The sequence below is a fragment of the Acinetobacter bereziniae genome (genome assembly GCF_016576965.1).
GTDB classification, from domain to species: Bacteria; Pseudomonadota; Gammaproteobacteria; order Pseudomonadales; family Moraxellaceae; genus Acinetobacter; species Acinetobacter bereziniae.
In genome coordinates this window covers 3872034-3897049 of the sequence record NZ_CP066119.1, presented here as the reverse complement: position 1 = coordinate 3897049, position 25016 = coordinate 3872034, and the positions used below count along the sequence as shown (strand labels likewise).

Here is a 25016-nt window from a genome sequence, read left to right as displayed (position 1 = left end):
CTAAGCTCATTTATTTTTGCTTATAGTTTTTTAAACTATATTTAGATATTTGATGGCTATTTCACCAGTACCAATATGTGACTATTCGATAAGTTATTCATAAAAATAATACATTTTTAAAATTTAACTTTAACTTATAAATAATAAATATTTTTATGTGATTTATTCATTTTTTTTGCTAGTCGTCCCATGGTTACTGTGGTATAAAAAATGAATAGGCATGAATTTTGCTTTATTCACTAAAGCAAAACAAAGTGAAATAGAGCACTGTGGGAAGTATAGGTATGAAGTTATCGGTTGGATTAAAAGTTGCAAACTCGTTGTCGCTTACGCCACAACTGCAACAAGCCATTCGATTACTACAATTATCGAGCTTAGAACTTGAACAGGAAATTCAAATTCAACTGGACAGTAATCCTTTGCTTGAAAAAGTTGAAGAAGAAACACATGAAAGTTTGGAAAGTGTACAGCAAGAACAACAAGAGTATGAACTTTCAGATGCTTTAAATGCCAATCATTTGCCTGACGAGTTACCTGTTGATACTGATTGGGATGATGTATATACCCATCAATCTACTGCAATTGAGCGTCCAGAGTTTGAAGACCGTGAAGACAATCGCCATTCCAATGCATCATTAAAAGAGCATATGCTGGGACAAGTGAATTTGTTACATTTTTCCCCAGTCGATAGGTTAATTGCGTATTGCATTGTGGATGCCTTGGATGAAAAAGGTTTTTTGGAGGCGGATATCGATGAAATTGTCAGTTCTGTTCAACATTTGCTACAACAAATGGACTATGACATTGAAGTAGAAGAAGACGAGGTTTTGGTTGTCTTAAAGCATATTCAACGGCTTGAACCGATAGGTATTGGAGCACGAAATCTTGCAGAATGTCTTTTTGTGCAAATCGAGGCTCTCCCTATAACGACTTTGTTTAGGAAAGAAGCCTTGATGTTATTAAAACATTATGAGCTTTTGGTCAGTAATGATCTCAATAAATTGATTAAGCAAACGGGATTAAATGCTGAATCATTGAAATCAGCAATTGAATTGCTCAAAACCATGAAGCCATATCCTGGGGCAGAGTTTGAGCAAAAAGAATCAGATTACCAAATTCCTGATGTGGTAGTTTCCAAAAAGAATAATCACTGGCATGTTCAGCTGAATCCAGATGTTTTGCCTAAGTTGAGAATCAACTCTTTTTATTCAGGCATGATCAAACGTGCAGATCAAAGTGATGAGAATCAGTATTTACGTAATCAAATGCTGGAAGCTAAAAACTTTATCAAAAGTGTCGATGAGCGACATAAAACGTTATTAAAAGTCGCCAGTTGTATCGTACAGCATCAACGTGAATTTTTAGAAATTGGTGCAGAAGGTATGAAGCCTTTGGTGTTGAGAGATGTGGCTGAAGAAGTTGAATTACACGAATCAACAGTGTCGCGAGTCACCACGAATAAGTTTTTACTCACACCATTGGGTTTGTTTGAGTTGAAATATTTCTTTTCAAGCCATGTAGGAACGACTTCGGGTGGTGAAGCATCATCAACAGCAATTCGTGCCAAAATTAAAAAACTGGTGGCGGATGAAAATCCTCGTAAACCATTGTCTGATAATACGATTGCTAATTTGTTAAAAGAGGATGGAATCGATGTTGCACGACGTACGGTCGCAAAATATCGCGAATCGTTACATATTCCATCGTCATCAGACAGAAAAGTCTTGATCTAGTTTTTAAAGTGTGGCTATTCTAATGATTCATTATGACGAAATAATGAATCGCTTGTTTGTCTTTTGGAGTAACTTAAATGATTGCATGATATTAAGCACAGTTTTTTCCTTGGTGAATTCTGTCATGAAATCGTTTTGGTTATGACTTTCATATTCCTATAAAAGGAGAGGGATAAAGCTATGCAAATTACAATTCGTGGACATCATTTAACCATTACACCTGCAATAGAAGAAAATATTCGAGATAGATTCGCGCAGATGACAAAGCATATCGATCAAGTGAACAGTATGCAGGTGAAATTAAGTAAAGATCATCAATTAGATAAAAGATCAAAAAAAGGCAGTGCAAATCATATCGCAGAAGCGATTGTTCGTTTGCCCGGGATCGAGCTTTTTGCGCAAGCAACTGCGGATGATATGTATAATGCCATTACTAAGCTGACCGATAAATTAAAAAGACAATTAGATAAGCATCGTAAAATGCAGCTGGATTATCAGCCGATGAATATTTTAGCGACTTAAACTTCAATATTTTTAAACATTTTAGAAAGAGGTTGAAAATACCTCTTTTTTTTATCTATATTTTTTGTACCAGCTAATGAATTATTTTAGTGAGTTATAGTAAAATAGCCAGTTTTTACACTGTTAGTCCTAATAAGAGGTCGATGCAATGAATAGTGAACAGCTCACTGAAATCTTAAAAGCAGCTTTTCCTGATGCTGAAGTTGCTGTCAGTGGACAAGCAGGTAAATTTGATCTCCGTATTGTCGATGATCAGTTTGAAGGGAAACGTCCTGTTCCTCGTCAACAAGCTGTTTATGCACCACTTAACAGTTATATTGCTAGTGGTGAAGTACATGCGGTCACTATTCGTGCGATGACTAAAGAAGAATGGCGCAAAGCCAGTATGTTTGGAGCTTAAGCGTCAATGGATAAATTTGTCATTCAAGGCGGTGTAAAACTCGAAGGCGAAGTACGCATTTCGGGTGCAAAAAATGCGGCATTACCTTTGTTGGCTGCAATGATTCTTGCAGACACACCAATTACTTTAAGAAATGTCCCAAATTTAAAAGATGTCCGTACCTTGGTTAAATTGATTGGTGGTCTTGGCGTCACCATGAGTTACGAGGGAGAAACCGTGATTGCGGACACCTCTACTCTGGATAATCAATTTGCACCTTATGAATTGGTAAAAACCATGCGTGCATCAATTTTGGTGCTTGGACCATTATTAGCGCGCTATGGGAGTGCAAAAGTCTCACTTCCAGGTGGTTGTGCGATTGGCTCACGCCCTGTAGACCAGCATTTAAAAGCGTTGGAAGCTTTAGGTGCGCAAATTGAGGTCGAAGCGGGTTATGTACATGCCAAAGTCGATGGGCGTTTAAAAGGTGGTGAAGTCATCTTTGATATGGTGACGGTCGGTGGAACTGAAAATATTTTAACCGCAGCTGTTTTGGCTGATGGGGTCACGACGATTCGTAATGCTGCACGCGAACCTGAAATTACAGATTTAGCGCAAATGCTGATTAAAATGGGCGCAAAAATCGAAGGTTTGGATACAGACACTTTGGTGGTTACAGGTGTTGAAAGCCTACACGGTTGTGAGTATTCAGTGGTTGCTGATCGTATTGAAACTGGTTCATATTTGGCTGCTGCGGCAATCACTGGCGGTAAAGTAAAAACCACCCATACTGATCCAAATTTGCTTGAATCTGTTTTAGATAAATTTGAAGAAATGGGTGCGGAAGTCACTCGTGGTGAAGACTGGATTGAGCTTGATATGATGGGCAAACGTCCAAAAGCAGTCAGTTTCCGTACTTTACCTCATCCAGAGTTTCCAACAGACATGCAAGCACAGATCATGGCTGTAAATGCAATTGGTCGTGGCTTCGCAACAATTTCTGAAACGATTTTTGAAAATCGTTTTATGCATGTTCCTGAATTGGCTCGTATGGGTGCAAATATTCAGGTTGAAGGTAATGATGCTATTGTGACAGGTGTAGAAAAACTATCTGCTGCACCTGTAATGGCAACTGACCTGCGTGCTTCATTTTCTTTAGTTTTGGCTGCTTTGGCAGCTGAAGGCGAAACCATTGTTGATCGTATTTATCATATTGACCGTGGTTATGAGAATATTGAAGCAAAATTACAAGGTCTAGGTGCCCAAATTAAGCGAGTGAGCGAGACAAGTTAATGAGCGATATGAGAAACGATGATCCAAATTTTGACGTTATGGGCAATTTTGATCATGGTTTGACTTTGGCATTGAGTAAAGGACGTATTCTCAAAGAGACGCTTCCTTTACTTGAAACTGCGGGAATTAACTTACTGGAAGACCCTGATAAATCGCGTAAGTTAATCTTCCCAACCACACATAAACAAGTTCGTATTTTAATTTTACGCGCTTCTGATGTGCCAACTTATGTTGAAAATGGCGCAGCAGATATTGGTGTCGCAGGTAAAGATGTGCTAATGGAACATGGCGCTCAAAATGTCTATGAACCATTAGATTTAAAAATTGCCAATTGTAAGTTAATGACTGCAGGTAAAGTGGGCATGGTACGTCCTAAAGGACGTTTAAAGATTGCCACAAAATATGTCAATTTAACTCGTCAATACTATGCAAGCCTAGGTGAGCAAGTCGATGTGATTAAACTTTATGGCTCAATGGAGTTGGCGCCTTTGGTAGGTTTAGGGGATTACATTGTAGACGTGGTTGATACAGGAAATACTTTGCGTGCCAATGGTTTAGAACCTTTGGAAGAAATTTGTAAAGTGTCTTCACGTTTGATTGTGAATAAAGCAAGCTTTAAGCGTAAGCAAACTTTATTAAATCCTATACTTGCACAGCTTGAAAAAGCAGTGGAAGAGCGTGAACAGCAAAAATAATATCCTCAAGTCAATGTATAATCAAAAACACCACTCAAACTAGAGTGGTGTTTTTTTATAATCAAAATCAAATTTTTAACAAATTATGGCATAACCTAAATACGGTTTATGATAAAACATCATAGTCATTCATATATAAAAGCTCAGATGAAAACGCCTCAACAACGTAAAAATCAATCTATACAGATCCTTAAGCAAAATTCAATTCCCTATATTGATCACTTACCTGTGATCGAATCTGTGGAAGAAGTGCAAATGCGTACAGCTGAAGAGATTGCAAAACGAGCGATTGCTTGTTTATGGGTCATTCAGGTGGCTTGTGATCTAAACAACGATCAATACGATGATGAAACGCAGGAATTTGTATTTGATATTTTAAAAAAAATGCAAGTTTTAGCGGAATTGACCAAAAAAGAGCAGGCGATTTTAAAGCGTGATGTATCGGAACAAGACGTTGTTAATATGGTTTGGAAATACGAAGCTTATTGGGTCTTGTTATGGGCTTTAGGTCTCGTGGATGAGCTCACTTATCCTGATCATATTATTGATTGTGATTTTGCGATTCAAGCGGTGACCTCCTGTGAAACATTTGATGCTTTTATGAGCAAAGTGAAATTACGTGAGATTGAGGAAATTTTAGATCAGGCAGATTTAATTTATCGTTATGATTGGGCTTGTGTGGATGCGCGTTTAAAACAACAGCAAGCACCTGCAAATCTAAATTCATCGGTTGTTGTTGAAAGACATGGTGCATTGAATTGGTTAATTCAGGCAGATAGTGACTGGGATTATCCAGATGTAAGTACTTAAATCAGATTTTGTATGATCAACAGTGTTTCTCATCAGACTTTCCTATCAAACTAAGTTAAATTGACCATGTGATCTTTGCCCACAAGATGTTCAAAACAAGGTAAACTAAATCTTTCTTAAACAACCTTGTGGGTAAATTGATGCGACGTTTATCGACTCAAGAGCAGAACTTTAAACAAGTCTTTGCTGACTTGTTAGCTTTTGAAACAGTGAGTGATCCTGAGCTTTTAAAAACAGTAGACCAAATTATTGCAGATGTGCGTCAGCATGGCGATGCACATGTATTAAAACTCACTCAACAGTTCGATCGACATCCAGCGCATCAATTTTCAGATCTAGAACTGTCACAAACCCAATTGAAAGCTGCATTTGAGGGCTTAACGGTTGAAATTCGTGACGCCTTAGAAATGGCAGCACAACGTATTCGTTCATTTCATCAAGCACAAAAACAAGAAGGTTGGACTTATATTGATGATTTGGGCAATACCTTGGGTCAAAAAGTAACACCTTTAGATCGTGTTGGGATTTATGTTCCAGGTGGTTTGGCATCTTATCCATCTTCTGTGCTGATGAATGCCATACCTGCACATGTTGCTGGCGTACAAGAAATTATCATGGTTGTACCTGCGCCGAATGGTGAATTAAACCCTTTGGTCTTGGCTGCTGCATATCTGGCTGGAGTACATCGTGTATTTACCATTGGAGGTGCTCAAGCAGTTGCGGCATTGGCTTATGGTACAGAAACAATTCCACAGGTGGATAAAATCACTGGACCCGGCAATCGTTTTGTTGCCGCTGCAAAACGTGCGGTTTTTGGTCAAGTGGGAATTGATATGATTGCTGGACCTTCTGAAATTTTAGTGTATGCAGAAGGTGAAAATAATCCAGAGTGGTTGGCGATGGATGTATTGTCACAAGCAGAGCATGATGCTGTTGCACAGGCAATTTTTATTACACCGGATGAGCAGCTTTTAAATGATGTGGAGCTGGCAATTGAAGCGCATTTGGCTGCTTTGCCAAAAGCAGAAATTGCGCGAACATCGATTGCGAATCGTGGTGCTTTGGTTTTGGTTAAAAACCGTCAAGAAGCGATTGATTTAATTAATCAAGTTGCGCCAGAACATTTAGAGTTGTGTTTGGATGAGGCACAATTGATGTCAGAAAGCATTCGCCATGCAGGTGCGATTTTTATGGGACGTTATACACCTGAAGCGATTGGTGATTATTGTGCAGGTCCTAACCATGTATTGCCAACATCAGGCACAGCACGCTTTTCATCACCTTTGGGTGTTTATGATTTCCAGAAACGTTCGAGTTTAATCATGTGTTCTGAGCAGGGGGTTAAACCACTGGCGAAAACAGCAGATCTTCTTGCTCAGCAAGAGGATTTGGATGCACATGCACGATCTGCACGATACCGTTACCAGTAATTAAATTGAATACCTCACTGATCATGTAATACAAATTCCTCTCAAAGCAAAAGAGAGGAAGCTATTTAAAGTAGAGTGCTGGGTCTAAAGCATTTATTTTGATAGCTTTGAATTACCTTCTCTCAATGCGCTTTTAGTGAGTTGCACTTAAAGTGGTGTAAGAGACAGATGAGACAAATAAGAGATAAGAAAATGTCAAAGATTCGTCCTGAACAAATGCGTTTTTGGAGTCCTGAGGTACGTGAGTTAGATCCGTATGTCCCAGGAGAACAGCCTAAAATTCAAAATTTATTAAAACTGAATACCAATGAAAACCCTTATCCGCCATCGCCGAAAGTGGTTGAAGCGGTTGAAGCTGTTTTGGAAAATTCCGCGGATGCATTACGACTTTATCCAGATCCCGATGCAACTGTATTGAAACAAGCAATTGCTCAACAACAGCATGTCAATATTGCCAATGTTTTTGTCGGCAACGGTTCAGATGAAGTTCTAGCCCATATTTTTAAGGCTTTTTTCGTACAAGATCAGCCTATTTTATATCCAGATATTACCTATAGTTTTTATCCTGTTTATAGTCAGTTTTTTGGGCTTTCTGCTCAAACAAAAATCATTCCTCTAAATGAGCAGTTTGAAATCGTGGTGGATGATTATAAACAGCCTAATGGTGGAATTATTATTACCAATCCAAATGCGCCCACCAGTATTGCATTGGGTTTAGATGCTATTGAAGAAGTTTTACAATCCAATCCAGATGTTGTGGTGGTGATTGATGAGGCTTATGTTGACTTTGGAGCGGAATCTGCGGTAAAGCTGGTTGAAAAATATGAGAATTTAGTGGTCTGTCAAACGACTTCAAAATCTCGTTCTTTAGCGGGATTACGCGTTGGATTTGCGATTGCACAGCCACATCTCATTGCAGCATTAGAAGCTGTTAAAAATAGTTTTAACTCCTATCCGATTGATCGTTTTGCCATTGCTGCTGCCGTTGCGTCATTTGAAGATCAAGAATACTTTGAAGCGCAATGTCAAAAAGTGATTCTCAGTCGCGACAAACTGGTTGCAGACTTAGAAGCGATAGGCTTTAAAGTGCTGCCATCTAAAGCGAATTTTATATTTGCATCTTTACCGTCTAAAGATGCTGGTGAACTTGCACAGGCGTTGCGTGAAAGGGGGATTATTGTCCGTTATTTTAATAAGCCTCGTATTAACCAGTTCTTAAGGATTACGATAGGTACAGATGAGCAAAATCAACGGCTTGTTGATACTTTAAAGCAGGATATCTTGTCATAACTGTAATTGTTGCATGTGGTCGACATGGATGTCGCCTTGCGATTGTAATGTAGATAAAATGGCTGATAGGGAAACAAAAGCCATTTTATTTATATTGCGTGAATCATGCTCATTAATTTCGTTCCGTTTATTGGTCTTTTGGCTGATACCAAGTATTGAGCAGATCAAGCATTGCGGAAACTTTATCAAAACATTCCTGATATTCAGCATCGCAGTCAGACGCAATGGTGATTCCCCCACCTGCCCATACAGAAATATCATTTTGATGTTTTTGAATGGAGCGAATCAAAATATTCCAAGATCCTGTACCATCAAAATTAAAATATCCCAAAGAACCACAATAAGCACCACGCGGAGCACACTCTAACTCTTCAATAATTTGCATTGCTCGAATTTTTGGTGCGCCTGTGATTGAGCCACCTGGTAAAGCCGTTAAGAGTACATCAAATGGATTGACTTCAGGTTTTAATGTTGCTGTGACTTCACTCACCATGTGGTGGACTTGGTTAAAAGACTCAATATTGAAAAGTTTAGGTGTTTTTACTGAACCTGTTTCGGCATATACACTTAAATCATTACGTAACAAATCAACGATCATGACATTTTCGGCCTGATCTTTTTGAGAATGAATTAACCGATCTTTGGATTGTTGATCTAAATCAGGATCATCATAACGTGGCATCGTGCCTTTGATGGGCTTAGTGATAATTTTACGATCCGCTTTAAAATCAATAAATAATTCAGGTGAACAACTCAGTAACTCAAAATCATCAAGTTTTAAATAACCTGAATAAGGTGCATCAGTCAGTTTCCAAAAACGTTCAGCTGTATCTAAAAGTAAGCCTTGCGCCTTTGCGCTGAACTCTTGTGTCAAATTGATTTGATAGCAATCGCCAGCCTTAATGTATTCTTGAACTTGGGTAAAAGCTCGTGCATAGTCTTGTTTTGTCCACATCGCTTGACAAAGCGTGTTGAGTTTAAATGTGCTTGGTGCTTGATTTGTATGTAGTAGATTCTGTACGAATGTGAAAAATTCTTCTGCACAAGATTCTAAGCTGCAGAAAACTAATTGTTGATTTTCGATGTGAATAAAAGTTTGATATTCACCCATATAAAAATTAGGCTGGGTTCTTGTTGCTGAATCAATATGTTGGGCACTGGCATAATTGTAGTCGATAAATCCAATATAACCTCCTTGAAAATTTTCAACGCTATCCGAAGAGGAGAGTGGATTAAAAGAAAAAAAATGATCGAACTTATTAGTATTTTGATCTTTTTTATAATTGCTAAAGTCGCTTCGTGTATAAGTCTGATATTGCTGTGAAGTTGAAATACAATACTTTTCAGGTAAGAAGGCGATGACATCTTGCCCTGAATTTTTTAAATAGACACAACCAAAAAGCGAGTGAAGTCGATGTAATACTGTAGCAATGCTGTTTGATGGAAAATGTAATAACTTCCGAAACATAGGGAGATTGAACTCAAAAAAGAAAAATTGATTGATTCGGCTATATTCTACCTGAAAACCAAGGTGAAAAAACTGTTTACCGTTTATCGGTTTTATCAACTTTGTGATAAACAGCGGTTGAACAAAAAAATAACATAATGTAGTGAAACTGCTTACCGTTTATCGGTTTCATCACCTTTTTGATAAACAGCAGTTGAACAAAAAGTAACATACAGTTAACTTAAAAGGGCAAAACGGACTACTCAAGGATTGGTGTTCTAAGTTGTAAAACAACTAAAAACAACAGGGAACTACGGAGAGTGGTTAAAAATGAAAAAAAATGCTCTTGGGAGAGTACAGATTATGAAATTATTTACTAAACTCGCTTTAGTTTCTGCTGTTGCGATTAGCTCAAATGCAATGGCTCTGCAAGCAATGGATGATGCTGCACTGAGTGCAACCACGGGTCAGGACGGTATCGATATTGGAATTAATGCATCTAAAATTGAAATCGCTAAATTACATATTTTTGATACAGATGGTTTGGCACCAGGTACTTTAACAGCTGGTCAAGCTGGTTTTGGTGGTACCAATAAAGCGGGTGCAATCACTTTAAATAATGTGGTAATCACTAACCAAGGTGCAGCAAACAGTAATCTGGCAACTTTGTCAATTGATACAGATGGTAGTGCAGGAGCTGGTAATGCTGGCAAACCATTTCTAAACGTTGCAGCATCAATTAATGCATTAGGTGTTAGTTTAGGTAAAATTGAGGTTAACAATACTACTAATACTGCTGGTGTTTATAAGCCAGATACAGGCTCTGCTGAAATTTTAAGCGGTTTAACGGTAAATGTTGGTGCAAGTACAGCCAATATTCAATTGGGTAATACACCGCAGGGTGCAATGATTAAGCTTGCTGGTAAAATGATCGGTGGTTTATCAATTAGTAACTTGGCACTTAAAGATGCATCTGCTGGCGGTGGTGGTTATATCGTATTGGGCGGTATCAAACTTAATGATACGGGTAGTGCTGATTTAGCTATGGATGCTGATATTGCGGTAACTCAACAAGGTTTAGCGGTAACTGCGTTGAAAAGTACAACAGGTACTGATATTTACTTAAGTCGAGTTGTGTTAGGTGGTGGTACAGGTTATGTACCGGGAACTCCAGGCACTCCAGGTACAGGTACGGGTTCTGCTTCGATTGGTGATGTTGCAATCAGTGGAATGAAATTTTATAACGGTGGTTCAGCTACAGCAAATGGTGTAAAACTAACAATCTCAGGTCATTAAGTTAGAATTGATTAGTTGTAAAAAGACGCATGCAGAGCATGCGTTTTTTTTTACAAAAAACTGCCCTAAAAACGACAAAAGTTCAAAAAAAGACTGTTTTTTTTTTCAAAAAACGGTATCTTCTAGTTTCAGGGATGTAGAGTGTTCACTCTAAAAATAAAATCAGCACTTTAGGCAAAATACTGCCGATACTTGATAGTTAAAATTATGTTAGAAATTACTTTAGGTTCGGCATTAATGTACTATTTTGCCAACCACGCACTTGATGTAAAACCCAAGCCAAAGGATGCTGTTTATTATACTGAGCTTGCGGATTCTCGGGACCCATCATTCTCACGAAATCATCGTGAGATGGTACAGATTAAACCTGCTTTAGAAAATCAATTCCGTGGGATCGTCCGTCAGGCATATGACTATAGTTGTGGCTCTGCGGCGCTCACGACATTGCTTAATGGATATGTCGGAACAAATTTAACTGAACAACAAACCATGGAAGGTTTATTACGTTTTGGAGAATACAACCGTATTATCGAACGTCGAAGTTTTTCTCTGTTGGATATGAAACGTTTTGTGGCTGCGATTGGTTATGAGAGCGGCGGCTTTAAAGGGGAATTCACAGACTTAATTAATCAAAATCAACCTGTGATTGTGCCTATTTCTTATGCAGGCTTTAAACATTTTGTCGTATTTAAAGCGTATAAAGATGGGCGAGTCTATGTGGCTGACCCTGCATTAGGAAATATTAGTTTTGACCAAGAGCGCTTTAAGCAAGTTTGGGAAAATAATACTTTATTTATGATTAATGCGCCTAAAGACCAACAACGTAATATGTTGGCTTTACAAGAGGCAGATATGCGTCATGTTGATGATGCAACAATTAATCGTTATGCATTGGTAGAGGCTCAATATTCAACAGATTACGTCAATAGATTGGCAGATAAAGCATCAACCATGCGTAAAGTAATTGACCTAGATACCAAGTCAGCAACCTATAATCAGCCAATTACAACTTACCTTCGACTCTATTATAAACGTAAGTAAAAGATGGACTAAAAATTACATAACTGAATTGGATTTTTTGGGATAGGAATAATATGAATAATCAATGGATGAAAAGAACTTTACTTGCAGTGAGTATTCAGTTTGCAATTGGAAGTTTATATGCGGCTGAAACAAATACTGAGGTTGATGCAAGTGCTGAAGCAGCAGTAGATCAAGCTGTTCCAGCTAAAGAAGATGTACAGATTAATAAAGATGAAACAAAATCTTTAGCACCAAAGTCAGGCTCTCAAGCGGCTGAAGCATTACAAAAGAAAGAAGGTGATGCTTCTCAGGAAACCAACTTACAAGAAGTTTTTACATCTAATGAGCGGCAATATTCCTTAATTAAAAAAGGTGAAATATCAACTTTCTATGATTTGGATTATTCATATTATCGTGATTCACAACTGAATTTGGGGATTAATGAAGGTACTGCTTACCAACTTCGTGTAGACGAGGATGCAAGTCATACCATTACCAATACCTTTACAGCGCAATATGGCGTTCGAGATAATTTAACCTTTACCGCCTCTCTACCTTTTATCGCAAAATCAGATAGTTTAAAAGATGCAACTGCCGCAGGTTTAGGGGATATTAACTTCGGAGCACGTTGGGAACCGTTCCCACTTAAAGCTGGTCGTTTACCGCTGATTTTATTTGGTAGTGTATCGACAAAAACAGGGGATAGCCCATACGAAATTAATCCGAATACAGATCTCTCTACAGGTAAGGGTTATTATTCTGTCGGTTTCGGTGCAAGTACCCGAAAATATATTGACCCCGTTGTATTATTTGCCTCTGTTTCGGCTAACTATGGATTTAAAGAAACTGGTTTAAACCAAGTGCGTGGTGGTGGAAATGCCAATGGTCAGGGTGGTCAGCAGCTCGGTCAACGGGTTTTAGAAGAATTTGATCCAGGAGTGACAGGCGGATTCTCTTTCGGTTTTGCGTATTCATTTAACTATGATGTATCTATGACCATGTCATATCAACAATCATTTAATATGAATACCTCCTTTACATATCAGGCAAATCCAGCAACCCCTGAAAAGGGGCGTGAAAAATATGATGCTGCGAATCAATCAAGTGGTATGTTCTCGATTGCTTTAGGTGTGCGTGTAAATCCTGAAACCATTGTGAATGGTACATTGGGAATTGGTTTAACTGAGGATTCACCGGATATTTCACTTGGATTGTCCTTCCCATTAGATATTATTGGCTTTGGTAAGAAAAAAGCTCGCTAAGGAGTGTAAGGTATGAAAAACATACGTTTGCGCCCATTAGTAACAGCAATTTTATTAACAGGGTGTTCAACTCAAGTATTTGCACATTTAGGGCTTAACCTATCTGTAGATATACGTTCATTGACGATGGGGAATGCTGTCACTGCAGACCCTCCAGGAATTAGTGCAATTCATTTTAACCCGGCTGGATTGACGAAACTTAAAGGTCTACAGACAGACGTACAAGGTATCATTGCAAACTTTGATGTTCAACGAGAGTTTTCTGCACCGCCAGGTTATAACGTATTTGGTTATTCTGATGATCCTTTAATCTGTAATGATGCACCTGATAATCCATCCAGCTTATGTACAGACTATAAAGACTCTGTACGTGGTGATGTTGAATATGCAAGTTTATACATTCCTATTTTAAAGAAAGTTGTAGATTTGGGACCCGGATGGCCGGTATTGGCGCCTACTGGTGGGGTTTCATATAACCCACCAGGTTCAAAATTAACCTATGCAACCGCAGCTTATGCACCGATGGTGGCAGGATTTGGTTCAGAAGATAAAAATCCCGGTAACTTTATGGGACAACAGGTTGCCATTGAACGTATTACATATTTATCACCTTCTGTTGCATATCAAGTCAATGATCAACTCTCTTTGGGAGCTTCGATTGGGATGTCATATAATGCCATGGCATTAAAGACGGACTTACGCTTCCCCAATGAAATGATTGGCGTATTACGAATGGTGGATGAGTCTGTTTGTGGACCATTCCGAAATAACTCCAATATGATCACGGATCTTTTGCTATTTGGTATTTGTAATGCCAATGAGGGTATGAATCCTTTTGGTCAGTTCGGGAAAATGCAGGTTTCTTTAGAACAAAGTCTGAGTCCAAGCTATAACTTGGGTTTAATGTGGGAGCCAACTGAAAACTTTGGTTTTGGTATGGTCTATCAAAGCTCGGCAAAAATGCGTATGAAAGGTAAATATTTCATCGATAATGCCAATGCGCCAAGAGAACTGATTAAAGGCTTAAACTCATCTGCGACGGGGCAGATCCTTGCTGCGATTCTTGGGTTTCCAGGTTATATACCACCAACAGAATCTGGTTTGATCGCAATGGATTTAGAATATCCAGCACATTTCCAAGCAGGGATAAAATATAAGGTTTTACCTGATTTACAAGTGAATTTCGATGTTGGGTGGACAGACTTTAAAGCGTGGGAAAAATTCCAATTTGAGTTTGATCGCCAAATTTCAGCATTAAAAATTGCTAAACTTTTATCCAATCAAGTCACAGATACTTCATTGGCTTTCCCGCTTGGCTTTAAATCACCATGGAGCTGGGGAGTTGGTGTTGAGTATTCGGCCAATGACCGTTTAAAACTTCGAGCAGGTTATGAACCTCGTGCCAGTGCGATTCCGGATGATAAACGAAATACTATGGTGCCGATCAATAATGCTCAATTATTCGGTTTAGGTTTAGGTTACCGTTTTGATGAAGATACGGATATTGATTTATCTGTGGGCTTCTTACGTAGCCGAGATAATATTCCTGCAAATACCAGTAGTTTAGCAAATAAAACAGGGGTAGATAATTTACTGCTCAACCCATATGCTGGATTGAATGTAAAAACAAATACCAAAGTCACAATTCTAGGGATTAACTACAGAACGAGATGGTAATGCATTTAAAAGCTGAGAAAAAAATAGTTTTGACTTCTTTGTGGCTGGTAATTGGTATGAGCTTAGCCACATCAGCTTGCTATGCATCCAGTTTCTATACCATTATCGGACCTGATGGGCATCCGATGATTATCCAAAAACCTGAATCATCAACAAAACCTGAAACCAAACAAAAAAATAATGAAAAGAATGAAAATAAAACTGTAAAATCTATTGAGGCTATTCAACCTCAATCCAGCACAACACAAAATAAAAATGTGACTCAACCTGAGCACTTTCCTACAAGTGCACCAGAGCCAAAAAAATCTGTGATACCTTTAACTAAGCATTCATCAGAAATCCAAACAAAGCCGCAAGAAACTGTTAAGGTTTCACCACAACCACAACCACAACCACAACCACAACCACAACCACAACCACAACCACAACCACAACCACAACCACAACCACAAAAAACTGTTTCGTCATCAGTACAGCCAGATGAACAAGAAAAAACAGCTGTAGTTGTTCCAGAAACTAAAACTGCTGAAATAGCTAAATCACAACATGAAGCTACACAAGTCGAAAAACAACAAAAGAGTTTAACGACTCAGAACTCACAAATTTCCAAAGCTGCGCTTAAAACGCAGAGTATCCAAGAAACTGAAGACAAAAACTTCACCATCATTGATGGTGAAAAGTATGTAAATAATGAATATCTGGAAGATCGTGAATTTAATCTCGAGGGGAAAAAGCGATTTTATATGACCCCAGAGATTGGTGCAGTACATGGGCGTTATGAAACAATTGAACGACAAAAGGGACTGAGTACAAGTCTCTTAAACCGTATTCGAGGCAATCCAGATGCTGACGAAAAAAAACCAGTCGTGCTATCTTCAACTTATTTCCGATTACCTAAAGACGAAGTGGTTCATAATTTAGAACAAGCTTGTTTCACAGGTAAAAAAATACTTAAAGCAAAAGGTTTATCACTTAAAAATCAAGAGATTGGTTTATGGCCTGTTGCGCCGATTAAAGCGCATTTTGCTTATGAAGTGGTGAAATTAGATGCTCAGGTACAAAATATACTTTTGACCTCCTACGCATCCTCTTCTAAGACACAAACCTACTATTGGCCTTTAGTTGTATTTTTAGATGAACAAGGCTGTGTCATTGAAGGTGTGAGTGGCTTTAAAAATGAAGAATCACACGACAACAATTTACAATATGCCGCAATGGAAGGTGTGTTGAGAAAACCAGAAAAAGCGACTTATCTATTTTTAACACCATTATCCTCAGCTATAGATGTTGAAAATAAACAGTTAACAAATCATGGACAAATTAAGCTGAGTGTTATTCAGTAAGGACGAGATTATGAAAAAAAGAGTATTAGCCCCTTTCGTTTTAACGAGTTTAGGTTTAGCACTTACTGGTTGTGGTGGTGAAAGTTCAACAGTCAATGAAGATCCTTACAAAGGTATCGTCACTTATACCAATGGCTGTGATGCATCTTATGAAAAATGTTTAGGTTTTTATGTCGATTATCCAGTGACTGGATTAAATTTTGATTGTAGTACAGATACTCGAAATCATTTCAACACCAAATTAGAAGGTGGTTTGGCTTCTGGCGGTTGTTTAATTGGTGATAAGGCAAAATTTTATATTCAGGGTTCTCAATCAGAACGTAAAATTGTTTTGGGGGATGTAGATTTAAATAAAATTCGTCCATTAAAGGTGAGGGGACAACCTGCTGCGATTGGTTTGATTGATATCGCAAGTGCCATGACAGGCAAAACACCTGCCAGTATGGATATGAATGATGATACTTTTAAAGTCATGGTTGGCTTGGTTCGTGTTTTCCAAGCGATTGGTGTAGAGCAAAATAACAACCAAGTTGGAGATATTCAGCCAATCGAGTTATCTGATAATTTAAAAAATAACCTGAAAGATTTACCAGCAGATATTGGTGTTGCTGATTTTCTTGATGGCAGCTATATAGAAAAATTAAAACCATGGCTTAATCTTGAAACGGTCGATAACGATTCGGCACAATTAACAGCACAGCGTTTGATTCAACAGTCGCTAGTTAATATTTACTCTACAAACTTCCTGATTTTTAGTGGAGCAAATGTTGATATCCAAGGCTTTACAGGGAAGAGTGACTTAAATACGAAGAACGAATCGATAGCCAATATGTATCTCGTGACGGACCGCCAAGGCTATACGACAGGTTATGCGATGCAATGGATAGGTGTTCCGCAAAAAGTCGAAGGTAGCACCATTGCTGATTCATTGTTAAAGTTCCTGTTACTCAATCAAGTGGTTCCACAAAAATTAGATGTCAATCCACAGCAAGGTTGGATCAGTCCATTCACTCGAAAAATCAGCAATCCATTGATATTCAAAAAAGATCAAACAACAACAGATCAACTGAGCATTTATCAAGGTACATTACTGAACAATACCAATGTAGCTGGTACGGAATATATGTATAAACGTGCCACTGGTGCGACCACTGCTCCGACAGATACGACGGTTTATGGCAAGTGGCGTCAGACATTCAATGGGGATCAGCTTTCAGGTGGTATTGATATTTATAAAACCAATCCTGCGAACTATCTAGATCGAAGAGTTTTCATGACGAAAAATACAGTAAAAACAGGAGAAAAATATTACTTCCCACTGTATGCCAATATTACATTTACGTTTACGAATCCTGAAGTTAATCCAAATACTCAAACCCTAGGTATTGTGATTGATGAAAATGGGGATATCCGTACTAATCTTGGTCGAAATGGTACTTTAAATTCAAATACCTGTGCGGATGTCGATCCAAGCACTTACATTGATAAAGAAACAGGTGTTCAACAATATCGACTGGGTACAACTGGAACTGCTTATATTAATGGGGATATTGAAAAATCAATTACACTGCGTATGATTTTAGCCAATCCTATTTTTGGAAGTCTTGATGGTGCTTTAGTGGGATTGAATGAAAGATTAGTCGTTACCCCTACGAGTGGGACTACCAACGATGACTTAAATAAAGCTTCAGTCTCTTCTGGCGGTATTCGTTTAAACCTTCAACGATTAATTAATGAACAAAATACCTCTAGTGGGGTGAATATAACCAGTTGGGATGGAGACAAAACAATTCAGGCAACTTGGGTCAATTTACAAGCGGTTTATCAGGCAATCTATAACAATACAGATACTAATAAAGATAAGCTTACTACAGAACAAAAAGAGTTAGCGAAGCGTCAGCAAGGGACGCTATCGGTAAGTTTGCCACAGTGTTATACAGTGAAAACCAAATAATCTTATTGTGCTAAAAAAATCCCCCAATTGAGATTGGGGGATTTTTTTAGCTCTCTATATAATTGACTATCAATAAAATAATTTTTAATCAACCTGTTTGGTCGAGACGTGTTCCTAATGTTTCTAAGTGCATTGGGAAGATATTATTTTTCCGATCTTCAAAATAATGACGTAATGTACGTTCAACGCTTGGGAATGCTAAATCATTCCAAGGGATTTCATGTTCTTCAAATAATCGGCTTTCGAGTGTTTCTTCTCCAGCACCAAAAAAACCATCTTTAATTTTTGTTTTAAACAACACATAAATCTGTCCAATGCGTGGAATATTATACATACAGTACAATTGTTCGATTTCTACTTCTGCTTCTGATTCTTCACGTGTTTCACGTGCTGCACCTTGCTCCATGGTTTCAAACAGTTCCATATACCCAGCAGGTAATGTCCAAAGCCCATAGCGAGGTTCTATTGCACGGCGACAAAGTAAAACTTTATCTTCCCAAAGGGCAAGTGCGCCGCAAATAACTTTAGGGTTGACATAATGAATAGTGCCACAGTGTGTACAAACTTTACGGATTTTTTGATCACCTAAAGGAATTTTTTCGATTGTCGAATGACCACAAACACTGCAAAAACTCATAAGCTTCATTGAAAATGTGAGATAACTCAGCATAACTGAAAAATTCTACTTTCGCATCATTTATAGCCTTATCCATAAAATTTCATATATGATAGAAAGAGAACAAAAATATTGAGTGAGATACATGCAGGATCATGAGTTAACACAAGTATTGCAAAACAGATTACGTTTTGGCAGAAGAACATTTCCTGCCAATGCTGCGGTTCTGATTGCAATTACTCAGGAAGCTGATCCTAAAATTTTGTTGACCAGACGTTCTGCATATCTATCAAACCATGCTGGTGAAGTTTCATTTCCGGGCGGTAAGCGTGATCCGAATGATACCAGTAATATTGTTGTGGCTTTACGTGAAGCTTGGGAAGAAACTGCGTTAAATCCTTTTGATGTCAAGCTGATTGGTGATTTACCCATGGAGCGAGCAAAAAGCGGAATTACGGTGAAACCTGTGGTGGGGTTAATTCCACCTGATATTCAATTGATTCCACAACCGACTGAAATCGATCGTATTTTTTATGCACCGATTAAAAAAATGATGGAATCACAACCCATTCCTTATGAAGTGCGATTGGCACATCAATCTGTATATTTTCCTAGCCTGCGAATCGAAAATGAAATTATTTGGGGTTTAACGGCTAGAATTCTAATTTCATTATTTAAATATGGATTGGATTATCAGAAAAACTGGCCATTTTTATTGAATTCTCCATCATTTAAATCTCAAATCTTTAATCGAAAATAAGTTTTATATTTAAAAGTATTGTTACAGGGAAAAATTGAAAGGAATATCACACGATGATGTATAAATTTAAAGGACTGGCACCTAAAGCGTTACATGAGCCTTTTGATGGTTGGGTTGCTGATAATGCAACTGTAATTGGTCAAGTAGAGTTGGGACAACAAGTCAGTGTTTGGTTTGGTGCCGTTATTCGTGCGGATAATGCGAAAATTCATGTAGGGAATTTCAGTAATGTTCAAGAGAACGCAGTGTTACACACTGATGCAGGTATTGAATTACACGTTGGCGATTATGTGACTATTGGACATCAAGCAATGCTGCATGGTTGTACCATCGGTGAGAATAGTTTGATTGGTATCAATGCAGTGGTTTTAAATCATGCTGTGATTGGTAAAAACTGTATTATTGGTGCCAATAGCTTGATTCCTGAAGGTAAAGTCATTCCAGATAATTCGTTGGTGGTGGGTTCTCCTGGGAAAGTCATTCGAACTTTAGATGAAAATGCAGCTAATTTATTAAAAATGAGTGCAATGCATTATGCCTCACACTATAAAGATTTTATCAATTTAGAAGAGTTTAAGTTTGATTAGCATGGTTGTTTCAAAGTGAATAGCGTCATTTAAAAATGAATAATGTCTTTGAATAAGGCTTTATTTTTCTCGGGCGAGGGGTACATGCTGTACTCTCGCTTCAATACTCATCCCATTAAGTAAAATTACATAACATAAATAAATTGCTTTCATCGCCTTATATTTTAAGAAAATTTAATCAGTTTGCTTAAGTCGTATCCATGCGTTAAAGATATTCAACGGAACACTGCCATCGAGAGCGTTAACATTTTTTTTGCTCAGGAAAAAAGTCTATTGCCTTGATTTTTTGTAGATGAATTTGATCTGATGGATTTTATCTGACAGGCTTTAGCGCTTAGTTCTCGCGCTAATGAAATGAGTGGAGTATCATAGGCAGCATTTTTAATACAGTAAGGTTGTGCATGAAATTGCTGGCATTGGAAACTGCCAATGAGCAGTGTTCCGTTTCGATTGTTGATGAAACTCAAACACTCTATTTTCAACTTGATACGCGAGCAAAGGCACAGACTCAAACGATTTTGCCAATGATTGAGCAAGGCTTTCAGCAAAACCAAATCAGTAATCAAGCGCTGACTGCGATTGCGTTTAGCCGTGGACCTGGTTCTTTTAGCGGTGTACGTATCAATGCCGCAGTGACCCAAGCATTGGCATGGGCACATGATATTCCTGTCATTCCTGTGTCTACATTACAAGCATTGGCTCAGGCAGCATATCAACATGCTCAACTGGTAGAAGTTACAGCCGTTTTAGATGCACGTATGAATGAAGTTTATATGGCGAGTTTTAAGCTCGATCAAAATAACATTATGCAACTTGTAGATGAAGAAAAATTATTAGACTATCAGCAGGCTGCAGCGTATCAAAAATATACTTTAATTGGTTCTGGTGCAACATTGGTCGATGCTGAAGCGACTAAATTTCAGCAGCTTACTGCAAATGCCAACGATATTGCGACGATTGCAAGACAACATGCATTGAAACAGCAATGGCTCAGTGCTGAACAGGCATTACCTGTATATTTACGTGATAATGCATGGAAAAAAATACCAGAACAAGGCAAGCCATAATCGTTTTTCGCTTTAATTTTTAGGATTTAACATGGATCTTTTACTGCTACTCAAAGCAGCCATTATGGGTATCGTTGAAGGTATTACCGAATTCTTACCTATTTCAAGTACAGGGCATTTAATTCTTGCATCTGAATTAATGAATTTCTGGACCAAAGAAAAGAGCGACTTATTTGTTGTTGCGATTCAAATGGGGGCAATTGCTGCCGTCATTTATGAATATTGGGGCAAGCTTTGGGGAGCTGCTATTGGCCTGTTTTCTGGCGAGCCTAAAGGTCGACATTTAGGCGTGAGCATTATTGCTGCTTCAATTCCGATCATGATTGTGGGTTTGACTTGTGGTGATATCGTAAAAGAACTTTTGTTTAATGATATTTCAGTAGCGATTGGCTTAATTGTTGGTGGTTTAATTATTTGGTGGGTAGAGAAAAATCCACCTAAAGTTAATGCAGTTGAAGTCGATAATATTACGATTAAAGAAGCAATCTATATTGGTTTGATTCAAGTTTTAGCGCTTATTCCAGGTACTTCACGTTCAGGCGCAACAATTATTGGCGGTATGATGTTGGGTGTATCGCGTAAGGCATCTACTGAATTTTCTTTTTTCTTAGGTATTCCTGTTATTGTCGGTGCAGGGTTATTAGATCTTTTTAAAAACTATCATATTTATGAAACTACTCAAGATTGGACGGTATTTTTTGTAGGTTTGATGGTTTCGTTTGTTTCTGCATTAATTCTGATTCGTGTTTTGGTGGCTTATGTTTCCAAACGTGATTTTATGGTCTTTGCTTGGTATCGCATTGCATCAGGTTTAATCATTTTATTATTTGCTTTAACAGGTTGGAAATTATGGTAAGCGAGATTCGCTTATTTACAGAATCCACTTTTTTAGAGAAAGCACAGTCTTATCAAACTGTGCTTTCTTTACGTGGAGTCGTGGTTAATATAGAGGTGATTGAAAAACTCAACGCGCGTTTTTTAAGATTAAACCCTGAACTCGCACTGTGTGTTGATGAGCAAGGTTTGAGTCTATGTGCCAATGGCATGAGAATGCAGCCTGATTGGAAAGCTGAAATACCACGTCTAAAACGTGCCAGTTTAAAATCAGAAATGATTGCTCGTGCTTGTCATCTTTCAGAAAAACCAAAATTGGTCGATGCCACAGCAGGTTTAGGTCATGACAGCTTGTTGATGGCTTATCTGGGTGCCAATATTCGCTTGGTAGAGCGTCATCCAATTTTGTTTACTTTGCTTGAGGATGCAAAAGCACAGGCTGAAAATGATCCATTTCTAGGAAAAGTCGTTGCGCGAATTGATTTAATTTTTTCGGATTCTACCGTCTATTTAGAGCAATTGATTCAAGACAAACAAACAGTCGATGTGGTTTATTTAGATCCCATGTTTCCGCAACGTGATCAACATCAGCAGGCAGTCAAAAAGCAGGCGCAAGTCAAAAAGCAAATGCAGTTATTGCACATGCTGCTTCCAGAAGATGGTGAAATGGATTTAGGAGATCATCTTTTAGTCTTAGCTCAACACATTGCCAAACGGGTTGTGGTAAAACGTCCTCGATTGGCTGTATTTTTAAATGATCAACCAACCCATCATCAGTGGCAAGGGGATGCTTGTCGTTTTGATGCTTATTTTAACAGCAATCTTATTGAGTAGTTTGGTAACTGTTTCAATAATAGTCGAATTATTGATATATAGTTAAATCAAACATTGATAATTTTTTAGCCAAGCCTAAACTAGATAGGCTGATTGAAGCGACTGCCTTAACAGAATCTATATGATAGACCTTAAACCCTCAATTAACTTTTGGCATGATTTGAAAAGTAACCAACGTGCAGGGATCTGGTTATTCTTGGGTTCGCGAAAGTCTTTACAAATTGTTCGTCCGTCAATTTTACAGCTTATTTTTTGGGGGCTGTTGGGTGCATGTGCCAATACTTTATTTAGTTGGTTGGTCGCAGGTGATGGTGGGGTATTTAATCGTCAAGGCTTAGTCAGTTATGCTTTGTGGCCATTTATTGCTTTGATTGTTGGGATATTTCTCTCTCAACGGACCAATAATCCACGTTTAATGTTGGTGCCAGCACTATTATGGTTGGTACTTGATACGCATATCATGTTGTTTCAGTGTCTTTTACAGTATCTGGGCAATCATGATCTGTTACCGTATTTCACTTATGATGTGATTCCGCTGTTGTTCTTTGCTTTATTTATTTGGCAGAGCCTTGCAGTGGTTTGGGTGTTTTCGAGAGAGTTAAAATGGCCGTGGTGGGAACGTGCACTGATCATGTTTGCTACGGTTGCGACGCTGTTTACTTGGCAAGTGTCTATTAAAGAGCAGCCGATTTGGAAAGTAGAAGAGGTTCCACCGAGTATCAGTGAAAATGCGTTCTATGCCCAAAGTCGTTTACTCAATAAGGCACTAGAACAAATTCAGTTTGGTGAGTTTGCCAAAACACACTGGTACTTTTTAGGTGTGGCAGGGGCAAGTTATCAGGATGTATTTAAATTTGAGATCGATCGAATTAAAGAGCAATTCGATACGCGTTTTGGAACATTCGGGCGCTCTATCGAGTTGGTGAATAATCCTGCAAGTATTAACGAGACTCCAATCGCTTCAAAAACCAGTATAGATCTCGCCTTACGCCGTATCGGGCAGCAAATGAATCGTGAAAGTGATGTGTTGTTTCTGTATATGACATCACACGGTTTACCGAATCGTTTTGAATTGGAAAATGAACCGATTGATTTAAGCGATGTTGATCCAAAATGGCTCAGAGAAAGTTTAGATAAATCGGGTATTCGTTGGAAAGTGATTGTTATATCAGCCTGCTATTCAGGTAGTTTTGTTTCAGCACTGCAATCACCAGATACCTTAATTATTACTGCTTCAGCAGCTGATCGTGCCTCATTTGGTTGTTCAAATGAAGCAGATTATACTTATTTCGGTCGAGCGTTCTTTGATCAAGCAATGCGTGAACAAGGCTCATTAAAAGCGGCATTTAAAGAAGCATCTGAAACAGTTGCGAAATGGGAAAATGCGCAAGGATTTGATCCATCTGAGCCGCAGTGGGTGATTGGAAAAAATATGGAGTTGATGTTGCCTCAATTGGAGCAGCATTTATTTCCACAACAAGGTGTGATTGCTTCCGCACAAAGTCAGAATGAAAAGTTAGATCCAGCTAAACCTTGATGGTTATTGTCATTTAGGCATCAGGTAAGTGATATAAGACTATAAACCTTAAACAATTTGTAAATCCAAATTTAGAGAGAGATGGCAATGGAACTTTTAAGTAACACGATTTGTTTTGATGGTGAACAACGAATTTATCAGATTCAGTCGAATTATTTAAAAGGTGCAAGCAAAATTGCTGTTTATATGCCACCTCAAGCTTTAAAAGGGCAAAAGTGTGTAGCATTGTTTTATCTGGCTGGTCTGACCTGTACTGAGGAAACATTCATTATTAAGGCGCATGCCCAGCGCTTGGCGTCACAACTCGGTTTAATATTGATTGCGCCAGATACTTCGCCACGAGGTCAAGACGTTGCTCAAGGCGATTCATGGGATTTGGGACAAGGTGCTGGATTCTATATCAATGCAACTCAGGCACCGTGGTCTGAACATTTTCAAATGGAAAGTTATATCGTCGATGAACTTTATTCTTGGGCGCTTGAAACATTCCCAATCCAATCAAATGCGATCGGTATTTTTGGACACTCTAAACAATGTTTTTTTGAAAATATGGAAAATATTTTAGTTTGTTGATTTTTATAAGTTTTTATAAGTAAGTTAAAAATTCCATAAAAAATTCCATATTTA

22 protein-coding genes and 2 pseudogenes are annotated in these 25016 nt (G+C 38.2%); 21 read left to right on the top strand and 3 right to left on the bottom strand.

Annotated features, from left to right (window positions below; all coding sequences use genetic code 11):
• The first annotated feature begins 284 nt into the window (after window positions 1-284).
• The 8 genes from I9192_RS18125 (at window position 285) to hisC (ending at window position 8152) form a co-directional block, all read left to right on the top strand.
• Entirely contained in the window at window positions 285-1733 is a 1449-nt protein-coding gene (locus tag I9192_RS18125; protein ID WP_004830090.1) for an RNA polymerase factor sigma-54, read from the top strand.
• A 180-nt stretch (window positions 1734-1913) separates the two neighbouring features.
• Entirely contained in the window at window positions 1914-2255 is a 342-nt protein-coding gene (hpf, locus tag I9192_RS18120; protein WP_004830088.1) for a ribosome hibernation-promoting factor, HPF/YfiA family, read from the top strand.
• Between the two features lie 148 nt (window positions 2256-2403).
• A complete protein-coding gene (ibaG, locus tag I9192_RS18115) occupies window positions 2404-2655 on the top strand; it encodes a BolA family iron metabolism protein IbaG (RefSeq protein ID WP_004830087.1) in 252 nt (83 codons plus the stop codon).
• Between the two features lie 6 nt (window positions 2656-2661).
• Entirely contained in the window at window positions 2662-3927 is a 1266-nt protein-coding gene (murA, locus tag I9192_RS18110) for a UDP-N-acetylglucosamine 1-carboxyvinyltransferase (RefSeq protein ID WP_004830086.1), read from the top strand.
• Complete coding sequence (gene hisG / locus I9192_RS18105) at window positions 3927-4622, top strand: ATP phosphoribosyltransferase (protein ID WP_004830084.1); 696 nt, start codon at window positions 3927-3929, stop codon at window positions 4620-4622. The genes murA and hisG overlap by 1 nt, the downstream gene beginning before the upstream one ends.
• A gap of 147 nt (window positions 4623-4769) precedes the next feature.
• Window positions 4770-5432, top strand: a complete 663-nt coding sequence (locus tag I9192_RS18100; RefSeq protein ID WP_010591016.1) for a DUF4272 domain-containing protein — start codon at window positions 4770-4772, stop codon at window positions 5430-5432.
• 128 nt (window positions 5433-5560) lie between these two features.
• The gene (hisD, locus tag I9192_RS18095; protein ID WP_100885903.1) at window positions 5561-6862 is read left to right on the top strand and encodes a histidinol dehydrogenase; all 1302 of its coding nucleotides are present in this window, start codon (window positions 5561-5563) and stop codon (window positions 6860-6862) included.
• 192 nt (window positions 6863-7054) lie between these two features.
• Entirely contained in the window at window positions 7055-8152 is a 1098-nt protein-coding gene (gene hisC / locus I9192_RS18090; protein WP_005033678.1) for a histidinol-phosphate transaminase, read from the top strand.
• A 127-nt stretch (window positions 8153-8279) separates the two neighbouring features.
• On the opposite strand, the gene I9192_RS18085 is transcribed toward hisC, so the two are convergent.
• Complete coding sequence (locus tag I9192_RS18085; RefSeq protein WP_005033677.1) at window positions 8280-9620, bottom strand: anthranilate synthase component I family protein; 1341 nt, start codon at window positions 9618-9620, stop codon at window positions 8280-8282.
• Between the two features lie 342 nt (window positions 9621-9962).
• On the opposite strand from I9192_RS18085, the gene filA reads away from it, so the two are divergent.
• A complete protein-coding gene (gene filA / locus I9192_RS18080; protein WP_005033676.1) occupies window positions 9963-10895 on the top strand; it encodes a putative pilus system protein FilA in 933 nt (310 codons plus the stop codon).
• Here the strand turns inward: filA and I9192_RS22615 are convergent.
• Window positions 10884-10979: pseudogene (locus tag I9192_RS22615) on the bottom strand (hypothetical protein); the annotation flags it as partial. The gene filA and the pseudogene I9192_RS22615 sit on opposite strands and share 12 nt — an antisense overlap.
• 123 nt (window positions 10980-11102) lie before the next feature.
• On the opposite strand from I9192_RS22615, the gene filB reads away from it, so the two are divergent.
• From filB to filF, 5 genes are read left to right on the top strand one after another with little or no spacing between them, the layout of a single operon-like run.
• Window positions 11103-11936 (top strand): putative pilus system C39 family peptidase FilB, encoded by an 834-nt coding sequence (gene filB, locus I9192_RS18070; protein WP_005033675.1) that lies wholly within the window; start codon window positions 11103-11105, stop codon window positions 11934-11936.
• A 53-nt stretch (window positions 11937-11989) separates the two neighbouring features.
• The gene (gene filC / locus I9192_RS18065) at window positions 11990-13180 is read left to right on the top strand and encodes a putative pilus system protein FilC (RefSeq protein WP_005033673.1); all 1191 of its coding nucleotides are present in this window, start codon (window positions 11990-11992) and stop codon (window positions 13178-13180) included.
• 12 nt (window positions 13181-13192) lie between these two features.
• Complete coding sequence (gene filD / locus I9192_RS18060; RefSeq protein ID WP_005033670.1) at window positions 13193-14857, top strand: putative pilus system OmpP1/FadL family transporter FilD; 1665 nt, start codon at window positions 13193-13195, stop codon at window positions 14855-14857.
• Complete coding sequence (gene filE, locus I9192_RS18055; RefSeq protein ID WP_200149978.1) at window positions 14857-16200, top strand: putative pilus assembly protein FilE; 1344 nt, start codon at window positions 14857-14859, stop codon at window positions 16198-16200. Before filD ends, filE begins: the two co-directional genes overlap by 1 nt.
• Window positions 16201-16210: 10 nt before the next feature.
• Entirely contained in the window at window positions 16211-18154 is a 1944-nt protein-coding gene (filF, locus tag I9192_RS18050; RefSeq protein ID WP_005033665.1) for a putative pilus system protein FilF, read from the top strand.
• An 88-nt stretch (window positions 18155-18242) separates the two neighbouring features.
• Here filF and I9192_RS18045 read toward each other — a convergent pair whose 3' ends face one another.
• A complete protein-coding gene (locus I9192_RS18045; RefSeq protein WP_010591032.1) occupies window positions 18243-18791 on the bottom strand; it encodes an NUDIX hydrolase in 549 nt (182 codons plus the stop codon).
• A 124-nt stretch (window positions 18792-18915) separates the two neighbouring features.
• On the opposite strand from I9192_RS18045, the gene I9192_RS18040 reads away from it, so the two are divergent.
• The 7 genes and pseudogenes from I9192_RS18040 to I9192_RS18010 form a co-directional block, all read left to right on the top strand.
• A complete protein-coding gene (locus I9192_RS18040; protein ID WP_005033661.1) occupies window positions 18916-19530 on the top strand; it encodes a CoA pyrophosphatase in 615 nt (204 codons plus the stop codon).
• A gap of 53 nt (window positions 19531-19583) precedes the next feature.
• Window positions 19584-20117 (top strand): gamma carbonic anhydrase family protein, encoded by a 534-nt coding sequence (locus I9192_RS18035; RefSeq protein ID WP_004830067.1) that lies wholly within the window; start codon window positions 19584-19586, stop codon window positions 20115-20117.
• Between the two features lie 401 nt (window positions 20118-20518).
• Window positions 20519-21184: a tRNA (adenosine(37)-N6)-threonylcarbamoyltransferase complex dimerization subunit type 1 TsaB gene (gene tsaB, locus I9192_RS18030; protein ID WP_005033659.1), complete on the top strand. Its 666-nt coding sequence runs from the start codon at window positions 20519-20521 to the stop codon at window positions 21182-21184.
• Window positions 21185-21215: 31 nt separating this feature from the next.
• Window positions 21216-22040, top strand: a complete 825-nt coding sequence (locus I9192_RS18025; protein WP_005033656.1) for an undecaprenyl-diphosphate phosphatase — start codon at window positions 21216-21218, stop codon at window positions 22038-22040.
• The gene (locus I9192_RS18020) at window positions 22034-22852 is read left to right on the top strand and encodes a class I SAM-dependent methyltransferase (RefSeq protein ID WP_005033654.1); all 819 of its coding nucleotides are present in this window, start codon (window positions 22034-22036) and stop codon (window positions 22850-22852) included. Before I9192_RS18025 ends, I9192_RS18020 begins: the two co-directional genes overlap by 7 nt.
• 121 nt (window positions 22853-22973) lie before the next feature.
• Complete coding sequence (locus tag I9192_RS18015; protein WP_005033652.1) at window positions 22974-24389, top strand: C13 family peptidase; 1416 nt, start codon at window positions 22974-22976, stop codon at window positions 24387-24389.
• 87 nt (window positions 24390-24476) lie between these two features.
• A pseudogene (locus I9192_RS18010) lies at window positions 24477-24917 on the top strand (alpha/beta hydrolase-fold protein); the annotation flags it as partial.
• Window positions 24918-25016 lie beyond the last annotated feature (99 nt).

Bases quoted from the DNA above. Each gene is read 5' to 3' on its own strand.
- filF (WP_005033665.1), top strand. From the start codon at position 16,211: ATGAAAAAAAGAGTATTAGCCCCTTTCGTTTTAACGAGTTTAGGTTTA.
- I9192_RS18100 (WP_010591016.1), top strand. From the start codon at position 4,770: ATGAAAACGCCTCAACAACGTAAAAATCAATCTATACAGATCCTTAAG.
- tsaB (WP_005033659.1), top strand. From the start codon at position 20,519: ATGAAATTGCTGGCATTGGAAACTGCCAATGAGCAGTGTTCCGTTTCG.
- filB (WP_005033675.1), top strand. From the start codon at position 11,103: ATGTTAGAAATTACTTTAGGTTCGGCATTAATGTACTATTTTGCCAAC.
- I9192_RS18085 (WP_005033677.1), bottom strand. From the start codon at position 9,620: ATGTTTCGGAAGTTATTACATTTTCCATCAAACAGCATTGCTACAGTA.
- I9192_RS18045 (WP_010591032.1), bottom strand. From the start codon at position 18,791: ATGAGTTTTTGCAGTGTTTGTGGTCATTCGACAATCGAAAAAATTCCT.
- I9192_RS18015 (WP_005033652.1), top strand. From the start codon at position 22,974: ATGATAGACCTTAAACCCTCAATTAACTTTTGGCATGATTTGAAAAGT.
- I9192_RS18040 (WP_005033661.1), top strand. From the start codon at position 18,916: ATGCAGGATCATGAGTTAACACAAGTATTGCAAAACAGATTACGTTTT.
- filC (WP_005033673.1), top strand. From the start codon at position 11,990: ATGAATAATCAATGGATGAAAAGAACTTTACTTGCAGTGAGTATTCAG.
- I9192_RS18035 (WP_004830067.1), top strand. From the start codon at position 19,584: ATGATGTATAAATTTAAAGGACTGGCACCTAAAGCGTTACATGAGCCT.
- I9192_RS18025 (WP_005033656.1), top strand. From the start codon at position 21,216: ATGGATCTTTTACTGCTACTCAAAGCAGCCATTATGGGTATCGTTGAA.
- hpf (WP_004830088.1), top strand. From the start codon at position 1,914: ATGCAAATTACAATTCGTGGACATCATTTAACCATTACACCTGCAATA.
- filE (WP_200149978.1), top strand. From the start codon at position 14,857: ATGCATTTAAAAGCTGAGAAAAAAATAGTTTTGACTTCTTTGTGGCTG.
- murA (WP_004830086.1), top strand. From the start codon at position 2,662: ATGGATAAATTTGTCATTCAAGGCGGTGTAAAACTCGAAGGCGAAGTA.
- I9192_RS18125 (WP_004830090.1), top strand. From the start codon at position 285: ATGAAGTTATCGGTTGGATTAAAAGTTGCAAACTCGTTGTCGCTTACG.
- filA (WP_005033676.1), top strand. From the start codon at position 9,963: ATGAAATTATTTACTAAACTCGCTTTAGTTTCTGCTGTTGCGATTAGC.
- I9192_RS18020 (WP_005033654.1), top strand. From the start codon at position 22,034: ATGGTAAGCGAGATTCGCTTATTTACAGAATCCACTTTTTTAGAGAAA.
- ibaG (WP_004830087.1), top strand. From the start codon at position 2,404: ATGAATAGTGAACAGCTCACTGAAATCTTAAAAGCAGCTTTTCCTGAT.
- hisC (WP_005033678.1), top strand. From the start codon at position 7,055: ATGTCAAAGATTCGTCCTGAACAAATGCGTTTTTGGAGTCCTGAGGTA.
- filD (WP_005033670.1), top strand. From the start codon at position 13,193: ATGAAAAACATACGTTTGCGCCCATTAGTAACAGCAATTTTATTAACA.
- hisG (WP_004830084.1), top strand. From the start codon at position 3,927: ATGAGCGATATGAGAAACGATGATCCAAATTTTGACGTTATGGGCAAT.